Annotated in this window: 14 protein-coding genes; 7 read left to right on the top strand and 7 right to left on the bottom strand. The window is 64.3% G+C overall.

Annotation, left to right across the window (positions count from 1 at the left end; genetic code table 11):
• Nucleotides 1-119 precede the first annotated feature (119 nt).
• Together PKKP23_RS15095 and PKKP23_RS15090 are read left to right on the top strand one after the other, a co-directional pair.
• Nucleotides 120-941 (top strand): ProQ/FINO family protein, encoded by an 822-nt coding sequence (locus tag PKKP23_RS15095; RefSeq protein WP_126877496.1) that lies wholly within the window; start codon nucleotides 120-122, stop codon nucleotides 939-941.
• Between the two features lie 162 nt (nucleotides 942-1,103).
• Nucleotides 1,104-1,808, top strand: a complete 705-nt coding sequence (locus PKKP23_RS15090) for a cytochrome b/b6 domain-containing protein (RefSeq protein ID WP_126877495.1) — start codon at nucleotides 1,104-1,106, stop codon at nucleotides 1,806-1,808.
• An 8-nt stretch (nucleotides 1,809-1,816) separates the two neighbouring features.
• Here the strand turns inward: PKKP23_RS15090 and PKKP23_RS15085 are convergent, their stop codons facing one another.
• The 3 genes from PKKP23_RS15085 to PKKP23_RS15075 form a co-directional block, all read right to left on the bottom strand.
• Complete coding sequence (locus PKKP23_RS15085) at nucleotides 1,817-2,275, bottom strand: RT0821/Lpp0805 family surface protein (RefSeq protein ID WP_017773721.1); 459 nt, start codon at nucleotides 2,273-2,275, stop codon at nucleotides 1,817-1,819.
• A gap of 130 nt (nucleotides 2,276-2,405) precedes the next feature.
• The gene (locus tag PKKP23_RS15080) at nucleotides 2,406-2,894 is read right to left on the bottom strand and encodes a carboxypeptidase regulatory-like domain-containing protein (RefSeq protein WP_126877494.1); all 489 of its coding nucleotides are present in this window, start codon (nucleotides 2,892-2,894) and stop codon (nucleotides 2,406-2,408) included.
• Nucleotides 2,895-3,384: 490 nt separating this feature from the next.
• Complete coding sequence (locus PKKP23_RS15075) at nucleotides 3,385-3,840, bottom strand: CHRD domain-containing protein (protein WP_026121228.1); 456 nt, start codon at nucleotides 3,838-3,840, stop codon at nucleotides 3,385-3,387.
• 497 nt (nucleotides 3,841-4,337) lie between these two features.
• On the opposite strand from PKKP23_RS15075, the gene PKKP23_RS15070 reads away from it, so the two are divergent.
• The 3 genes from PKKP23_RS15070 to PKKP23_RS15060 all read left to right on the top strand — a co-directional run bounded on the left by PKKP23_RS15070 (nucleotide 4,338) and on the right by PKKP23_RS15060 (nucleotide 8,152).
• Nucleotides 4,338-5,798: a TIGR00366 family protein gene (locus PKKP23_RS15070; protein WP_240659022.1), complete on the top strand. Its 1,461-nt coding sequence runs from the start codon at nucleotides 4,338-4,340 to the stop codon at nucleotides 5,796-5,798.
• A 79-nt stretch (nucleotides 5,799-5,877) separates the two neighbouring features.
• Nucleotides 5,878-6,579: a YceH family protein gene (locus PKKP23_RS15065; RefSeq protein WP_126877493.1), complete on the top strand. Its 702-nt coding sequence runs from the start codon at nucleotides 5,878-5,880 to the stop codon at nucleotides 6,577-6,579.
• 103 nt (nucleotides 6,580-6,682) lie between these two features.
• Nucleotides 6,683-8,152 carry a zinc ribbon domain-containing protein gene (locus tag PKKP23_RS15060; protein ID WP_126877492.1) on the top strand — a complete coding sequence of 490 codons (1,470 nt, stop codon included), beginning with the start codon at nucleotides 6,683-6,685 and terminating at the stop codon, nucleotides 8,150-8,152.
• An 82-nt stretch (nucleotides 8,153-8,234) separates the two neighbouring features.
• Here the strand turns inward: PKKP23_RS15060 and PKKP23_RS15055 are convergent, their stop codons facing one another.
• The 4 genes from PKKP23_RS15055 to betI all read right to left on the bottom strand — a co-directional run bounded on the left by PKKP23_RS15055 (nucleotide 8,235) and on the right by betI (nucleotide 13,827).
• Nucleotides 8,235-9,692, bottom strand: a complete 1,458-nt coding sequence (locus PKKP23_RS15055) for an MFS transporter (protein WP_126877491.1) — start codon at nucleotides 9,690-9,692, stop codon at nucleotides 8,235-8,237.
• 206 nt (nucleotides 9,693-9,898) lie between these two features.
• Nucleotides 9,899-11,662 (bottom strand): choline dehydrogenase, encoded by a 1,764-nt coding sequence (gene betA / locus PKKP23_RS15050; protein WP_126877490.1) that lies wholly within the window; start codon nucleotides 11,660-11,662, stop codon nucleotides 9,899-9,901.
• 72 nt (nucleotides 11,663-11,734) lie between these two features.
• A complete protein-coding gene (betB, locus tag PKKP23_RS15045) occupies nucleotides 11,735-13,204 on the bottom strand; it encodes a betaine-aldehyde dehydrogenase (protein ID WP_126877489.1) in 1,470 nt (489 codons plus the stop codon).
• A 35-nt stretch (nucleotides 13,205-13,239) separates the two neighbouring features.
• On the bottom strand, nucleotides 13,240-13,827 hold the full coding sequence (gene betI / locus PKKP23_RS15040; RefSeq protein WP_126877488.1) for a transcriptional regulator BetI: 588 nt from the start codon (nucleotides 13,825-13,827) through the stop codon (nucleotides 13,240-13,242).
• Between the two features lie 233 nt (nucleotides 13,828-14,060).
• Between betI and fdhA the strand changes: the two genes are divergently transcribed.
• Both fdhA and PKKP23_RS15030 read left to right on the top strand, forming a co-directional pair.
• Complete coding sequence (gene fdhA, locus PKKP23_RS15035) at nucleotides 14,061-15,260, top strand: formaldehyde dehydrogenase, glutathione-independent (RefSeq protein WP_017773732.1); 1,200 nt, start codon at nucleotides 14,061-14,063, stop codon at nucleotides 15,258-15,260.
• A gap of 337 nt (nucleotides 15,261-15,597) precedes the next feature.
• Nucleotides 15,598-18,258, top strand: a complete 2,661-nt coding sequence (locus PKKP23_RS15030) for a type VI secretion system Vgr family protein (RefSeq protein WP_126877487.1) — start codon at nucleotides 15,598-15,600, stop codon at nucleotides 18,256-18,258.
• Nucleotides 18,259-18,260: the final 2 nt, after the last annotated feature.

Genomic DNA, 18,260 nt, shown 5'->3' with positions numbered 1-18,260 from the left:
CCATGGGGCTCGGGTATTCGCGAACGCGGCGCGGCTTGCCGAAACGGGCAATACGCGCGTCAGCGAGCAACGCACGCGATTGGTTATCATATCGGCGATTATTGGATCAGAGAGATTTCGTGAAAACCGCATCCCAACCGCGCCGCGCACTGAGCTTTCGCGAAGGCCTGCAGGAAATCAAGAAGGCGCTCGCGTCGAACCCCGAACGGCAGGACGAGGGGCAGGCCACACACGCTGCGGCCGAAGCGCCTCGCCAGTCGAGGCCAGCCGATACGAAAAAGCCCAACGCGCAGAACGCGCGACCGGGCGGGCCGCAGGGGCGGGCGGGCCAGCCCGGCAAGCCGCCGCATCCGCGGCGGGGCGGCCCGAAGCCCGACAGCGCCGCCAAAGGGCCGCGCGGTCCGAATCCGAACCCGGGGCCGGGCTCGCGGGGACAGAAACCGAAGGATCGCGGCGCGCCCCGGCGTCCCGCAGACCCGGTGCTGGCTGCGCGTATCGAGCGGGATCAGCAATTGCGGGCCGTGCGCAAGCGCTTCGGGGAGCAGCATCCTGCGTTTCGCGACTGGCTCCCGCTCAAGATCGGCGTGCTCGACGATCTCTGCGCCCAACATCCCGAACTCGACAAGGCCCTCATTTCCCTCGTGCTGAAGCTGCACGTGAATCATCCGCGCTATCACGAGCACGTGGCCGTGGGCGGGCCGCGCTACGAGCTGGACGGTACGGCCTCGCCGGGGCCGGGCGTGGAAGCCTCGCACGTCACGCGCGCCACGCGGGCGCTCGAGCGGCAGAAGCAGAGGCAGGGGCAGAATCACGGCCCGGCACAGCAAGCGGCTGCCAAAGAGGAGCCGGAGGAGCCGGCAACGGCGGAACAACCGGCCGCGCAACAGCCGCCTTCTGAAGCGGAGCAGCCGGCCGCGGCTCCGAGCACCGCGGCGCAATGACCTCCGGCGCGCGACGAAGCGCGTGCGTGCCGGCGTTGGGGTGCCATGTCCCATGCGGGTGCCGCGTGCCGTCGCGGGTGGCGAACGGCGTGGCGAACTATGCGGCGAACCCCGGGGCGCGAAGCGGTTTCGCGACGCAGCGTGTTCCGCACGGAGCCCCGCATGGCGCCTGACCATCGCGATGCGTCGGCTGCCTCGCCTGCTGCGGCGTCTTCGTCCCGCACCGTATTGATCTGGGACTGGCCCGTCCGTCTCTTTCACTGGCTGACAGCGGCGCTCGTGGCGGCGGCCTACGTGACCGTCCGCCTCAACTGGATCGACTGGCACGTGCGCATCGGCGAGGCGCTGCTCGTGCTGGTGGTGTTTCGCCTGCTGTGGGGCCTTCTGGGAAGCCAGACCGCGCGGTTCACCAGCTTCGTGGCGGCGCCCGCCGCGGCGCTCCGGCATCTGCGTGCAGTGGCGCGCCGCGAGCCCGATATGCAGGCGGGCCACAACCCCGCGGGCGGCTGGATGGTGTTGCTGCTGCTCGCGCTGCTGGCAGCCGAGACGTTGACGGGGCTCTACGTCTACAACGATGTCGCCGACGAAGGCCCGCTCTCCGAAGTCGTGCCGGCCGTTGTCTCCAACACCATCACGGCCCTGCATTCGATACTGTGGGATGCGCTTGCTGTGGCCGTTGCGCTGCACGTCTGCGCCGTCGCGCTCTATGCCTTCGTGTGCGGACAGAATCTCGTGCGCCCCATGCTCGACGGGCACAAGTCATTGCCCGCGCATGTTCGCGAGCCGCGGCGCGCACCGCTCTGGCTCGCCATCGTTCTGCTGGCTGTCGCCGCGGGCGGGGTGACGCTACTCGCGAGCGTGCTCTAGCGCGTCGCCTATTGGGTCACCCGCCAGCTGCCATCGGATTGACGGCACGCTGTTCCATAAACCTTGTCGCGTTTGCCGCCTACGACCGAATCAACCGTGAATTCCCGGCATGGCCCGGTCGATGCATCGAACGTGCGCGTGGGCACGACCGTGTATTGATTGCCGGTGTCCGGATTGCGCCAGGTAGAGGGGACTCCGGTCCGAACACCTTCGAGTGTCTGCGCCGTTTTGAGCCGGTCGGTTTCGTCCATCGACCGTCCCACGGCACCGCCAACCGCGGCGCCCGCCAGCACGCCGACGATGGTCGCGACGGTCTTGCCGGTTCCTCCGCCAACCTGCGAGCCGAGCACGCCGCCCAATGCTCCACCGATCAGCATGCCGCCTTGCTCTTTGGTGGGCGGCTGCGTGCAGGCCGCCACCGAAAGCGCGATCAACGCAACTGACGCATAACGAAGCTTCATTTCCATCACCAGCCTCCTTCGGTAATTCACGACCGCGCGCCGGTGCACTCGCGTGAGCACGACGGCACGGCCAAAATGGTTGGCATGACTATCTAATTCGCAACATCCACAGGACGAATCCGCAACGGTGCGACGATCACTTCGGTGCCGGCGTCGGGCAGCGCTGGCAAATCAGCATGACGTCGTGGCGGTCGGGGTCGTCCCAGTAAAAGTGCACGTCGATGCCGCCCTGGCGTGGCACCACCACCTGTTTCGTGATCGTTACGTGCCGGTCACGCGCCGTGATCCGATAGCTTCCCGGCGGCACGCGGGCGAACAGAAAGGGGCCTTCCGTGTGTACGGCGAGTACCACCCGTTTGCCGGAAGCAATGCTCACGTTGATGTCGGAAAGATAGTGGCCAGCCTTCGACGCGAGCGTGACGCGCAGGTTGTACTTCGGCGCGACTTCGCGGAACGCGCGGACTTCGTCCTCGCCGATGCCTCCCGTGATGTACGTCACGCCGTTACGCTCGACCGGCGTGGGTGCCGCTGGCACCGCTTGTGCCGTTTGCGCCAGGGCGTAGGTGTTCGCGAACACGCATGACAGAAGCAGCGCGGCGAGTACGCGGGCAGAGATGTTCGACATAGAGACCTCCAGACATGCGTTCGCGGCTGCGAAGGAAAAGGCGGGGCACCGTTACGCGACGGAGTCGCGCCTCGCGTCAGATATCCCGCCCAACGCATGGACCGCTCATTGGCCAATGCAGAATGACGTGCCGGCCAAGGCGCGGTGTTGACGTGTATCAAGCGTGAGCGGGAGAGGCGAAATGCGCGGCGCAGGCAGAGGGGCGGCGCATGAGCAGCGCCTTATGACACCTTAAGGCGCCTTATGGCGCGTCATGACGCGCTATAAGCGGGGGTATTCGACGAATCGGCCGACCCGGTGTTCAACAGGAACATGGACGTCGTTCGCGCGCTGGATGTGAAGCGCCTGACGGTGCGGTATTCGGCCAAAGAGAAGGGGGAGCGCCGGGTAGCCCGCGGCGAACTGCACGAGAGAACAGGGCACGCGATCATGCCCGGCCGAAGCCGGGCTGCCGTCTTTGCGTGCTACTGCGGGGTATTGAGCGCGAGGTTCACTTCGGTGGCTGCACCTGGCCGCGAATTTCCCCCGAAGGGTGATCCTTCGTGTGCACGTTGATGTACATGTCGCCGGCGAGGAATTGCCTGGCCTGCTCAGGTGTCAACGTGGCCTCGCCGCTGATGGGACTCGATATCGCCGTCGAGCCTTTTTTCGTGAGCCAGATGACGGGCGGCGCATTCTTGCCGGCCGCGGCGGGCGCGTGGAAGTGCGCCATCGTGGCGTCGCTCGAAAGACCGCTGTACGTCACTTTCCACGTCACGACGTGTGTATCCGCGTCGTACGTCAGCGCCGCGCTGCCGTTGCCCGAGGTCTGCACAGGCGGCACCTGCTGGTCGCCTGTGAGCGGCACCGTGAGCGACACGGGAGCGGCGTGAGCCGCCGCCATGGCGGTCGCGCAGGCGAGGCCCGCCACGGTCGCGGCCGCGCGCTGCCACACTGATTGCCTCATTGATTGTCTCATCTGCCATCTCCTTTTCCGGTGAGTGCCGGCCGAACCACGACGTGCGCCGTTGTGAGCCGGTGTGGGGGAACTGAAACCGCCGTGTCGGTGAGTCAGCAGCGAATGCGGGCTTCAGCGCGATATCGGCGAGGGGTGCGCTCGGCATGCAAGCGCGAAACAAGAAGGGGGCGAAGCCTGAGGCGATTCTAGCCCAGCGTCTGCGGCGGCGCAGGCGCGTGCTCGCGCGCGTGGACGGCCTTGCGCGTGGAGCCAGGCGCGCACGCGTTGCGCTTCGTTCCAGCAAATCGCAACGCGGCTGTGGGCATATTGAAAGCCATGCCGTCTGCATGGCTGCGCGCAAATTTCCGATGAGACGAGTATGCTCCGGGGGGTTCGTTCAGTGGACGCGTCGTTCGCAATTAGAACATTTGCACGTCGTCGCTTCGATGCATCGAACGAGCTTTTCAGTACCCCTTCAGCACCACATAACCACACGGATCGAAGTCATGGAGAAGACAGATACCGGCTCGCACGCCGGCATGGCGGGCGTCGTTCATCCCGCCGGCACAACGGGAATCCCGGGCGTAACAGAGAACCGGCCAGAAAAACCGCGCGGCCGCGGCGTTGTGGCAGGCCTCGTTTATGTATTCGAGCAGGTCATGCCCGACCCGTTCGTCCTTTCGCTCGGCCTCACCTTCGTCGTGATCGTGCTTGCCGCGTTGCTCGCGCCGCACGGCACGCTGCCCGTCATCCTGACCTCCTGGTATGACGGCACGTTCCACATTCTCGGCTTTGCGCTGCAGATGATCCTGATTCTCGCGACGGGCTACGCCATCGCGGATGCGCCCATCGTGCAGCGTGGCTTGCGTGCGCTCGCGTCGCGGGTCACGTCGCCCACGCGGGCGGCGCTGCTCGTGTTTCCGGTGGTTGGCGTGGCGGCGTGGCTCAACTGGGGACTCGGGCTCATCGTGGGCGCGTTGCTGTCGCGCGAAATCGCGCGTCGCGTGAAAGTGGATTTCGCGTGGCTCGTGGCCGGCAGCTACTCGGCATGGTCCGTGTGCAACAGCGGGCTGTCGAGCTCCATTGCGTTGTCGCAGGCATCGCACGGCAATGCGCTCAACCTCGTGGAGAAAGCGACCGGACATGTCGTGCCGCTCACCGATACCGTCTTCGCGCCGTTCGTGTTCGTCCCGACGGTGCTCGTGGTCGTCGTGATGACAGCGATCTTCATCCGTATGCATCCGAAGGCGGAGCACGTGGTCGCGTTTAGCGAGTCGCGCGAGGCCGGCGCGAATGCCGCCGACGATAATGGCGACCCGCACGCGCGTGCCGCGGGCACATCGTCGGTGGCGGCGCGCATGGAGCGCTCGATGCTCGGCACGCTGCTGCTGCTCGCACTCGGCATCGGCTACCTCGCGATGACGTGGCATGCGAAGGGCTTCGAACTCGACATCAACACGACGATCCTGATCTTCCTGCTCGCGGGTCTCGCGCTGCAACGCACGCCCATTGCCTATGCGGACGCGATTCGCCGCGCCGCGCGTCAGACCGGTTCCATGCTCCTTCAGTATCCGGTCTATGGCGGCATCATGGGCATCATGACGGGCACGGGGCTCGCACCCGCGATCGCAAAAACCTTCGTGGCGGTTGCGACGCCCGCGACGCTCGCGCTCTGGAGCTACCTCAGCTCGCTTATCATTACGCTGCTCATCCCGAGTGCAGGCGGACACTGGGCCGTGCAAGGTCCGTTCGTGCTGCCCGCGGCGCTGGCGCTGCATGCGAGCGTCGCGCACACGGCGATGGGCGTGGCGATGGCAGAGAACGTTTCGAACATGCTGCAGCCGTTCTGGGCGGTGCCGGTGGTCGCGATTGCGGGCATTCGCATCCAGCGCGTGATGGGCTACACGGCGGTCACGTTTGCCGTTTCGCTCGTGATCTATGCCGCGGCGTTGTGGCTGATTCCGTGAGGCACCGCGCGCGGACGAACTCTGTCGTCGGGTCTTCACCGCGCGCTGCTGCTTTTGGCGTCAAGCCTTACCGTCATCCATGAACACGAGCAACGAATCCATCGAACGTCCGTCCAGCCGTCAACTCACGCCACTCGAAGCACGCGTGTTGGGCGTGCTGGTGGAAAAGCAGCACACGGTGCCCGACACCTATCCGCTCTCGCTCAACGCGCTCACGTCCGGCTGCAACCAGAAGACCGCGCGCTCGCCCGTGATGAACGCGACCGAGGCCGAGGTGCTGGAAGCGATCGAAAGCCTGAAGCACCCGAGCCTCGTGTTCGAAAGCAGCGGTAGCCGCGTGCCGCGCTTCGAGCACAACATGAATCGCGCGCTCGGCGTATCGAGCCAGAGCGTAGCTTTGCTCGCCACGTTGATATTGCGCGGGCCGCAGACCGCAGCCGAGTTGCGGTTGAACTCGGCACGGCTCCATGGTTTCGCGGATACGTCGTCTGTCGAAGCGTTTCTCGACGAACTCGCAGCAGGCCAACCGCCGCGTGTGGTGAAGCTCGCACGCACGCCAGGCGAGCGCGAGAACCGCTGGGCGCATCTGCTGTGCGGAGAGGTGAGCCAGGATATGCCGCAAGCGGCGGCCGGCGGCGAGGATAGCGTCTCACGCACCGAGTTCGAAACGCTGAAGGCGGAACACAGGCATATGGCGAGCGAACTGGCGCGATTGCAGACTGCGGTCGCACAGATGGCGGCCGAACTCGGCATTCAGATCGACGGCGCGCGCGAATCGTAGGTTCGGTGCATGCGGCGCACGCAATATCGCGCGTGTGCCGCAACATGCGTCTGTGCGGTTTCGCACACAAGGCCGGCCGTCACGTTTTGTTCCAGGTTCGCGATTGATCTTCAGCGCAAACTGGCTCATATTGCATGTGGCAATTGCGCCCGGCCAGGCGTCTTTTATATTCGTTCTCGTCCTTTCGCCATGGCCGTTCCGGCGCAACGCCGCTCCACCTGACAACGGGTCGGATCAGTTTTTCGACGTCTCTCTGGAACCAGCAAGACTGCCCATGCCTCGCGAAATCGGCTCGGATCAATACGTTCCGCTGCGGTGCGCACATTGCAATGCCAAGTTGGCGTCACCGTTTGCGTTCTGCCCTCATTGCGGCGCGAATCAGCTCGACCATCAGTCCGATACTGATACGCGCGCGCCTCACGACGCGCGTGCCGCGGCCGGCGCACGCGGCCCGGCGTCGCCTGCGTCGTCTGGCGCCCGCGGTCCAGCAGAGCCGACATGGCGCCCGCCACTCGACGAGAGCGGCGGGCGCTTTGCGCTCTACGGCAGCGGATCCGGTGCAGGCGGACTCGAGCATCGGGACTATTTCGGCGATACGGAGCCAAGGCGCTGGGTCGACACGCGCTGGCACGCAAAGGTCAGCCACTACGCCATACCTGTTCTCGTTGCCGCGGCGCTGCTTTTCACCGCGCACGCATTTTTCACGCGCAAGAGCGATTCACCCGATCTGCCGCCGCAAGTGGCAAGCGGTGCCGTGGCCGATTCGGGGCAAGGCGCCGGCAACGGCGGCGCACAGGTCGATCAGGCCTACCAGGCGAATCAGGCGAATCAGACCTATCAAGGAAACCCAGGGTATCAAGCCGGCCTCGCGAATCAAGGCAACACGCCTGCGCAACCTGTCCCGCAGATGCAGCCGAACACGAACGTGCAGTCCGCGCCGACGCAACCAGACACGGCACAAGCACCGGCGCCCACCATCGGGAACACGCCCAATACGGCGAGCGAGACGGGCATGGCCAATGCGCCCTCATCCACGACGGCGTATGCAAGCGCACCCAGCGTCGGCACGCCCCCGCAGCCTGCGCGTATGGCGGCGCAGAAATCGCGCACGACGAGTCGCGTCGATGCCGACACCGCGCGACGCATACGCGAGGCGACGGTGGCCCAGCGTCGCAGCGACGAAGTCCGTTCGCGCGTTGCCGCGAGTCTGCAGAGCGCGCGCATCAATCTGGACAAGAACAATCTGGGTTCGGCGCGCGCGGCGCTCATGAACGTGCTGGCGGAAGACCCGAACAACGCGGAAGCGCTGCGTATGCGCGGTGACCTGATGGACCGCGAGCAGCAGCGCGATTCGATGCTCGCCAGCGCGCGCGGCTGCGAGGCGCAGGGGCGCTGGACCTGCGTGTGGCATAACGCCGGCAATGCGTTGACCATCGATTCGAGCAACGGCGAAGCACACTGGCTGCTTTCGCAGGCGCTGATGCGCGAGTCCGAGCGCCGTCAGGCGAACAACGGCATCTTTACGCCGGACGTAGGGCCTCGCGAAGGCGAGAACCCTGCCATCGGGCCGTGAAGCACCGTGAAGGCAAACGGGCGGCGCCTTAATGCCCACACTACGCCAACACTAACCGCCAACAACACCGGCTAGCCGCCGCTCAACGAACCTCGTCCGCCGCGCCTTGCCAGGCCACCGTGTCGCCGGGCTGGGTTTTCGATGCCAGCGTTTCGAGCACGAGCCCCTTCGTTTCAATGCCCATCACCCACACGGCGAGCGCGGCCACGGCGAACGACAGTGCGCCCAGCGTGAACACACCGCCCTGGCCGAACACGGGTAACACGACGCCCACCACATACGGGCCGATCAGCGAGCCGATGCGTCCAATGGCCGATGCAAAGCCCGAGCCCGTTGCCCGCGCGCCGGTGCCGTATAGCTCCGGCGTGTAGGTGTAGAGCGCGGCCCACATCCCGAACAGGAAGAACTGCATGGCGAGTCCCGTGCAGATCAGCAGCGTTTCGCTGCCCGCGTGCAAGGCCGTTTGTCCATAGACGTAGGCCATCACGGCGCCGCCCGTGAGCGAGGCGACGGTGGTGGGTTTGCGTCCCCAGCGTTCGACGAGCCAAGCCGCACACAGAAATCCGGGAATGCCGCCGAGCGAGATCAGCACGGTATAGAGCACCGACTTCGTCACCGCGAACCCCGCTTGCTGCATCAGCGCGCCGAGCCACGAGGTGAGGCCGTAGAAGCCCAGCAACGCGAAGAACCAGAGCAGCCACACCATGACGGTGCGCTGCCGGTACGCGGCGCTCCAGATTTCGCGGAAGGCGCCGCGGCGGTTGGCTGCGGCATCCGTATCCACGCTCGATGCAACCAGCAAGGGCGCCGGCAGTGACGTCAGACCTTTCGACCGCATGACCTTGGTCTCGACCCGAGCCAGTACCGCATCCGCTTCGCCCAGACGGCCGCGATGTTCGAGCCAGCGCGGCGATTCCGGCACCACGCGGCGCACGATCAGCACGAAGACCGCAGGAATGGCGAGCAGCGCGAACACCGTGCGCCAGCCGAAATGCGGCAGCACCACGTACGAAACGCATCCCGCCGCAATGAAACCAAGCGGCCAGAAGCCGTCCATCAGCGCGATCAGCCGGCCGCGCGACGAGGCGGGCACGAACTCCGAGAGCAGCGTCTGCGCGATGGGGAATTCCATGCCCATGCCGATGCCGAGCAAGACGCGGTAGACGATCAGCGCCTCTACCGACTGCACCGTTGAGCACAGGTACGATGCCGCGCCCCACAGCACCATACTCCACTGAAACACGGGGCGGCGCCCGAAGCGGTCCGCGAGCAGTCCCGCGACCGCGGCGCCTAGCACCATGCCGAAGAAGCTCGCGCTCGCCACGAGCCCGGCCGCCGCCGTCGACAGATGGAACTCCGTCTTGATCGAGCCGAGCACGAAGGTCATCGTGCCCAAGTCGACCGAATCGAAGAAGAACGCAATCGCGATGATGATGAAGAGCGTGCGGTGGTAGCCCGAAAACGGCAGACGCTCGAGACGGGCCGCCGCAGTGGCGCGACGGGAGGCGGATGAGGCTGAAGATGCAGCGACGGTCGGCATGGCGTCCCCTGAGCGAATGAATGGAAGGGCACGCCACGCGCAGACCGCTTTCGCTGCCGTCCGTTCAGATACGTGTGCTGCGGCCCACCTGGCGTTCAGTAGACGCGGCCATTATTCGCACACATAGAACGGATGCGGCATGGCAATGGAACGGGTTCGCCATGTACTTCGCGTGATGCGTTTCCCGCGCGCGTCGCGTCTCGCGCTCAGTGCGTGTGCAACGCGGCGTCGTGCGCGCCCGCCGTGCCCGGCGATGGGGCGTCGCTGGTTCCATCGTCGCTGGTTCCATCGATACGCAACGGCTTGCCGCGTGCCGGTGCGCCGTTGGCGACGTAATAGGGCGTCTCCGCACGCGCGAGCGGCGCGCGGCCGCGAATGCGGTCGGCAATCTTCTCGGCGAGCATGATGGTGGGCGCGTTGAGGTTGCCTGTGGTGATGCGCGGCATGATGGAGGCGTCCACGACGCGCAGCCCTTCGATGCCATGCACGCGTCCCTCGCTGTCCACCACCGCCATGTCGTCGTAGCCCATCGCGCACGAGCACGACGGGTGGTAGGCGGTTTCTGCGCGGCCGCGTACGAACGCATCGAGCTCGGCGTCGGTCGTGAGTTGTACGCCCGGATTCAGTTCCTCGCCGCGATAGCGGTCCAGTGCGGGCTGCCGCATGATTTCGCGCGTGATGCGGATGGCGTCGCGAAACTCGCGCCAGTCCAGCGCCTCGGCCATGTAGTTGAAGAGGATGGACGGATGCTCGCGCGGGTCGCGCGAACGCAGCTTCACGCGGCCGCGGCTGGGCGAACGCATGGAGCCCACGTGCGCCTGGAAGCCGTGCATGCGGATCGCGTTGGTGCCGTTGTAGTTGATCGCGACGGGCAGGAAGTGGTACTGAATATTTGGCCACGGGTCGTCGTCGCGGGTGCGAATGAAGCCGCCTGCCTCGAAATGATTGCTCGCGCCGATGCCCGTGCCGCGCAGCAGCCATTCGATGCCGATAGCCGGCTGGTTGTGCAGCAGCAGGGCGGGGTACAGCGAGACAGGTTCCTTGCAGGCGTACTGCATGTACATCTCGAGATGGTCCTGCAGGTTCTGGCCTACGCCGGGCAAATCGAGCACGACGGGCACACCCGCTTCGCTTAGCCACGCGCCGGGACCCACGCCCGAGCGTTGCAGGATCTGCGGCGAGGCGATGGCGCCGCTCGAGAGCAGCACTTCACGACGCGCGTGCGCCGTGACCGTCGTGTTGCCTTGCAGATAATCCACGCCCACGGCGCGCTTGCCCGAGAACAGGATACGGTCCGTGAGCGCGTGCGTGACGATGGTGAGGTTGGGGCGCGCGCGGGCACGGTCCAGATAGCCGCGTGCCGTGCTGGCGCGGCGGCCCTTCGGCGTCACCGTGCGGTCCATCGGGCCGAAGCCTTCCTGGCGATAACCGTTGAGGTCTTCCGTGCGCGGGTAGCCTGCCTGCACACCGGCTTCCACCATCGCCTCGAAGAGCGGATTCGCGCCGGGCTTGCTCGTGGTCACGTGCACGGGACCGTCGCCGCCGTGATAGTCGTTCGCGCCGACGTCGCGTGTTTCCGCCTTGCGAAAGTACGGCAGGCAGTCCAGATAAGCCCAGTTTTCAAGGCCTTTTCGTTCGGCCCAGCCGTCGTAGTCGAGTGCGTTGCCGCGGATGTAGCACATGCCGTTGATGAGCGACGAACCGCCCAGGCCCTTGCCGCGCCCGCACTCCATGCGGCGGTTGTTCATGTGCGGCTCGGGGTCGGTCTCGTAGGCCCAGTTGTAACGGCGGCCTTGCAGCGGATACGCGAGCGCAGCGGGCATCTGCGTGCGGAAGTCGACGCGGTAGTCGGGGCCGCCGGCTTCGAGCAGCAGTACCGTGACGTCCGCGTCTTCGGTGAGACGCGTGGCGAGCACGTTGCCCGCGGAGCCCGCGCCGATCACGATGTAGTCGTATTCCTTCGCTGCCATGCTGTGCTCCCTGTCTTGAGCCGTGCGTCTCTCGGTGCCGTTGTTCGCGTTGTGCCCTGTCTGTGCAGTGCGTCAGAACACCGCCTGATAGCGGCCCAGTTCCACCTGGACCGACTTGATACGCGTGTAATGCCCAAGCGTGGCGATGCCATTTTCGCGGCCCACGCCCGACTGCTTGTAGCCGCCTACCGGCATTTCAGCAGGCGACTCGCCCCACGTGTTGATCCAGCAGATGCCCGCTTCCAGCCGGTGAATCACGCGATGCGCGCGGGCCAGGCTCTCTGTCACCACGCCAGCCGCAAGGCCGTAGTGCGTGGCGTTGGCGCGGATGATGGCCTCTTCTTCGTCCCTGAACGTGAGCAGGCTCATCACGGGCCCGAAGATTTCTTCGCGCACGATGCGCATGTCGTCGCGGCAGTCGGCGAACACGGTAGGGGCGACGTACTGGCCCGACGCGAAGTGGCCGTCAACGAGGCGCGTGCCGCCTGCCACGAGCCGCGCGCCTTCACGCTTGCCGCTTTCGATATAGCCGAGCACCTTGTCGAGTTGTGCCGCGCTCGCGAGCGGACCGAAGTTGGTCTGCGGATCCGACGGCTTGCCGATGCGAATGCGTTTCACGCGTTCGAGCACGCGCGCTTCGAACGCGGACTGCACCGCGGCGTGCACGAACACGCGCGTGCCGTTCGTGCAGACCTGGCCGGCGCTGAAGAAGTTGGCGGTGACGGCGATGTCCGCGGCGCGGTCCAGATCGGCGTCGTCGAACACGATGAGCGGCGACTTGCCGCCCAGCTCCATCGTCACTTCCTTGAGCGACGACGCGCCCGCCATCGACATCACTTTCTTGCCCGTTTCGACGCCGCCCGTGAACGACACCTTCGCGATGCCTTCATGCGCGGTAAGCAATGCCCCCACGCGTCCGTCGCCCTGCACGACGTTGAACACGCCAGGCGGCACGCCGGCTTCGATATAGATCTCCGCGAGTTTCGAGGCCGAAAGCGGCGTCACCTCGCTCGGCTTGAAGATCATCGCGTTGCCCGCGGCGAGCGCAGGCGCCGACTTCCAGCACGCAATCTGGATCGGATAGTTCCATGCGCCAATGCCCGCCGTCACGCCGAGCGGCTCGCGCCGCGTGTAGACGAACGACTCTGCGCGCAGCGGAATCTGCTCGCCTTCGATCGCGGGGGCGAGACCGGCGTAGTACTCGATCACGTCGGCGCCGGTCACGATGTCCACCGCGCGCGTTTCGGCAATCGGCTTGCCCGTGTCGTGCATTTCGAGTTCCGCGAGCACGTCGTTGCGCTCGCGCAGCAATTCGACGGCACGGCGCAGGATGCGCGAACGCTGCATCGCGGTGAACGCGGCCCACGTGCGCTGGCCTTCGCGCGCAGATTCCACGGCGCGGTCGATGTCCGCGGCACTGGCCTGCTGGACCGTGGCGAGTTTTTCGCCCGTGGCGGGATCGAACGTATCGAAGGTTTCGCCGCTGGTGGCATCGACATATTCGCCGCCGATGTAGAGACGTTGCAGGCCGTAGGAAGGCATCGTGTTTCTCCGTGAAGGAAGCCAGGTGCTCAGGGCTATGCGCCCGCTTCGAGCAGCATGTCGATGTAGTCGTTGGCGAGGCGCAGCGCCGCGCGCGTGTCGAACGGGTCGCCCGAGAGCGCGCCGCGCAGCCAGAGCCCGTCGATCATCGCGGCGAGGCCGCTTGCCGCGCGCCGTGCCGCGCTACGCGGCAGCGCCTTGGCGAATTCCGCGCAGAGATTCGAATAGAGTCTGCGTGTGTTGACGTGCTGCAAACGGCGCAGCGCGGGCTCGTGCATGCTCTGCGACCAGAAGGCGAGCCACGTCTTCATGACAGGGCCGCTCACCTGACTCACGTCGAAATTGGCGGCCACGACCGCACGCAGACGCGCACGCGGCTGCGGCTTCGCCGCGATGCGGCGCCGCCGCGTGGCCGCCCACAGGTCGCGCAGGATGTGGCGCATCGTGGCTTCGAGCAGACCGTCCTTGTCGCCGAAATAGTGGCTCACGATGCCCGTCGAGATGTTGGCGCGCTGCGCCACGGACGCGAGCGTGGTGCCGGCAAGGCCGGCTTCGTCGATGGTGAGCAGGGTGGCGTCGATCAACTGCGCGCGACGCACTTCGCGCATTCCGACTTTGGGCATGGCGAACGGGAAGGTACATCTAAAGGAAGTCGCATCGTAGCTATTTTTTATTGAACGTTCAATCAATAAAAAACGCACCGAAACACGCGTGTCGGCGGCGGCCAAACCCGTGTCGGTTTTTGCACAATCGGCACCGGCCCATCGCGACTACGCTGCTGATAGCAGTGAGAGCGGCAGGCGCGCGCGTGCCGCCGCGAACGACGACGTCATCAGACGAACATGGAGACAGAACGATGAGCAGCAATCGCGGTGTCGTGTATACCGGGCCGGGCAAGGTCGAAGTGCAGTCCATCGACTACCCGAAGATGGTCGATCCCCGCGGCCGGGCCATTGGCCACGGCGTGATCCTGAAAGTGGTGTCCACCAACATCTGCGGCTCGGATCAGCACATGGTGCGCGGACGCACCACCGCGCCCACGGGCCTCGTGCTCGGGCACGAAATTACGGGCGAAGTGATCGAGGTGGGCCGCGACGTGGAAACGCTGCGCGTGGGCGATCTCGTTTCAGTGCCGTTCAACGTGGCCTGCGGGCGCTGTCCCACGTGCAAGGAACAGCACACGGGCGTGTGCCTGAACGTGAATCCGTCGCGCGCGGGCGGCGCTTATGGCTACGTCGACATGGGCGGCTGGATTGGCGGCCAGGCTGAGTACGTGCTCGTGCCGTACGCCGACTTCAACCTGCTCAAGTTCCCCGACCGTGATCAGGCGATGGCGAAGATCCGCGATCTCACCTGCCTCTCAGACATTCTGCCTACTGGCTACCACGGCGCCGTGATGGCCGGCGTGAAGCCGGGCGCCACGGCCTACATCGCGGGCGCGGGGCCCGTGGGCATGGCGGCGGCGGCCTCGGCGCGCCTCCTCGGCGCGGCATGCACGATCGTCGGCGACATGAATGCGGAGCGTCTCGAACACGCTCGCAAGATGGGCTTCGAAACGGTGGACCTTTCGCGTGACGCGTCGCTCGGCGAACAGATCGCGCAGATACTCGGCACGCCCGAAGTGGATTGCGCGGTGGACTGCGTGGGCTTCGAGGCCCGCGGGCACGGTTCGCACGGCCACCACGAAGAGGCGCCCGCCACGGTGCTCAATTCGCTCATGGACATTACACGCGTGGCCGGGTCCATCGGCATTCCGGGCCTTTACGTGACGGACGACCCGGGCGCCGTGGATCCGGCGGCGAAACGCGGGAGCCTGAGCATCCGCTTTGGCCTTGGCTGGGCGAAGTCGCATTCGTTCCATACCGGCCAGACGCCCGTGATGAAGTACAACCGCAATCTCATGCAGGCCATTCTGTGGGACCGCCTGCCGATCGCGGATATCGTCAACGTGACCGTGGTGTCGCTGGACGAGGCGCCCGAAGGCTACCGGCAGTTCGATGGCGGGGCGCCACGCAAGTTCGTGATCGACCCGCATGGGTTGTTGAAGGCGGCTTGAGGGGGACATACGGCCGCCTGGTTTTGCCGCCGCTCCGCTAGCGGGGTGTCGCGGTATGGATGTTCACGCGAGCCGCTTTCCGGAGCGGCTCGCGTACTTCTGTTGTTGCTCGAGGCGCGATGCCGAGCGCTCTTCGCTAAATGTGTCACAGCCAGCGCTTTCGTTGTGCGAACGCACATTCTGCACTCAGAAAAAATTCCCACTTCTGATTAAATAGATAACCGCATCAGAACTAATTACCGAAAACGTTTTTTTTACCTCGGTTGACTGGCTGATTCCTCGGAGGTTTCGTAAAATCGCTCGCACGCGCGGGAGCGTAACGACCAGAAGAGGCGGTATGGGTGCTCAAGACTTAATAAGGGGGATGCACGCCGGATTTTTGCAGCATGACCGCCTGCTCAAACTGGATAATCCGATCGGCAGTAACCTGCTGTTACCTCAACGGGCTACGGGGCATTCGCGAATTGGTCGCCATTTCGATTGGACCGTGGATGTCGTTTCGACATCCGAAGCCATCGAACTGAAGACATTGATTGCGCAGTCGGTGACGCTCTGGATTCAGCAGGGCGATAAATCATATTTGCCTCATCAAGGTTATGTTCACACCGTTCGGCGCCTGGGGTCCGATAGTGGATTGACAACCTTTCAGATCGGCTTCGCGTCGTGGATGCACTTCCTGCGCTTTCGCAAGGACGCGCGTATCTGGCAGGAAAAACCGGTCGATGCCATTCTGAGCGATGTCTTCAATATGCATCCGCAGGCACGAGGTGCCTTCCGGTTCGAGCTGAGCAGATCGCTGCCACCCCGTTCTTTTTGTGTCCAATACGACGACGACTGGAATTTCGTCCACCGGCTCATGGAAAGCGAAGGGTTGTTTTCGTATTTCGAGCAGGCAGACGACGGGAAGTCTCACACGCTCGTCGTTGTCGACGATATTTACCGGCTCGAGCCACTTTCGCCACAGACCGTCGAGTTCTATCGCGCCGGTACGAGTGTTGAAGCGAATGCCCTGGTGCAGTGGTCCGGCACGCGTACGCTGCAAAGCACATCCCTTTCGACGCGAACTTTCGATTACAAGGCTCCGGGTTCGTTTTCCCATCCGAAGGGCGTAAGCGTGCCCACGGTCCCAGATCAGGGCGATCTGCCCGCGCAAGCAGAGGTGTACGAATACACGGGAGCCTATACCTATGGTCCGCAGGACCGTGGGGAATCGCTTTCAAGAATCCGCGTGGAGGAATGGGAGTCTCGTGCGAAACGGTTCTATGGCCGCGGTGGCGTGCGAGCGGCAGATGCCGGACGGTGGTTTGAATTACTGAATCATCCCGACCACGAGCGAGATAAGGATCCGCAAAGGCAGTTCGCTATAGTCGAGGCGGCGTGGTTCATCGAGAACAATCTACCGGTATCTACCCAGGCCGCCGATTTTCCGCATGGCCTCAAAGGCGTGCTGGCAGCAGCCAAAGCTCGTCAGACAGGCCAGACGGTCAGCCACTCTGACGGCAGCGAAGGATTCTTTCTCGTCGAGATCGAAGCGCAACGCAGGGCCGTGCCCTATCGCAGTCCATTCCACCATCGCAAGCCGGATATGCGCATGCAGACGGCGATCGTTGCTGGCCCTCCCAACGAAGAGGTCTACACAGATTCGTTGAATCGTATCAAGGTGCGCTTCCACTGGGATCGACTCAATGAGGGTGACGAGAAAGCGTCATGCTGGGTGCGCGTCGCGATGTCCGATACGGGCGGTGGATACGGGGGCGTGCATGTGCCGAGAGTCGGCGAGGAGGTCTTGATCGACTGGGTGGACGGCGATTGCGACAGGCCTCTGGTGACCGGAAGGGTCTATAACGGCGCGACGCAACCGCATTGGCACACCAACGGTCTGTTGTCCGGCTACAAATCAAAGGAATATCAGGGAAGCGGCTACAACCAGATGGTGATGGACGACTCGACGGGGCAGAACCGGGTTCAGCTCTATTCGTCGAGCACCAATGCGCTGCTGCATTTGGGCTATCTCATCGACCAGACTGACAACAACAGGGGCGCCTATCTAGGTAGCGGTTTCGACCTGAAGTCTGACGCCTACGGCGCAGTGCGTGCCGGCCAGGGGGTGTATATCACCACACATCCGGTGACCGCTCAACAGCTGGATGCACGGGACTCCGTCTCGCAACTGCTGAATTCGGAGAGCGTGCTGGAATCGATGTCGGACGCCAGTACCACGCATCAAGCCGAAAGTCTCAAGAGCGGATACGACTCGCTCAAGTCATTCGCAGACGCTGTGCAGAGCAGCGTCTCCGGTGGGTCGGCTGGCGCAAAGACGGGCAGTGGCGGGGCCGGCAACGCGAATGCGTTCAAGGAACCGATCATGCTCTTCGGTAGTCCTGCGGGAATCGCGTTATCCACGCAGCAATCCGTTCATCTTGCCGCTAACGCACAAGTCAATTTTGTTAGTGGACAAAGTGCGCATATTGCTACCGGTAAATCGCTGGTTGCCAGCGTGGCAGAAAAGCTCAGTCTATTTGTCCAGAACGCCGGCATGAAGTTGTTCGCGGCCAAAGGAAAAGTGGAGATTCGAGCGCATTCCGACAACATCGAAGTGACCGCTCAGAAGACCGTAAAGGTATTGTCTGCGACGGAAGGTATCGAGGCGGCGGCGAAGCAGGAAATATTGCTGACGTCGGGTGGCGCGTATATTCGCGTCAAGGACGGCAATATCGAGATACATGCGCCGGGCAAGGTTGATATCAAGGGAGCCCAGCACTTGTTTGCGGGACCGACCAGCATGCACGAGGCAAACAATCTGCAGGGGAAAAAGGCCGATATGCGCCTCAAGTATGTCGATGCCGAAGGCAATGTGCCGCCCGGCGAGCCGATCAAGCTGATGGCCGAAGATGGCACAACACACAATGTCGTGCTTGATGGCGAAGGCAAGGGCGAATTGAACGGTATCAGCTTTGGAAGGTTGGTAGCTAACCAGGTCAAAAGAAGCGGAGAATAAAT

The organism is Paraburkholderia kururiensis JCM 10599 = LMG 19447, from assembly GCF_003986935.1.
Lineage (GTDB): Bacteria > Pseudomonadota > Gammaproteobacteria > Burkholderiales > Burkholderiaceae > Paraburkholderia > Paraburkholderia kururiensis.
This window is presented reverse-complemented; position numbering and strand designations above follow the sequence as displayed.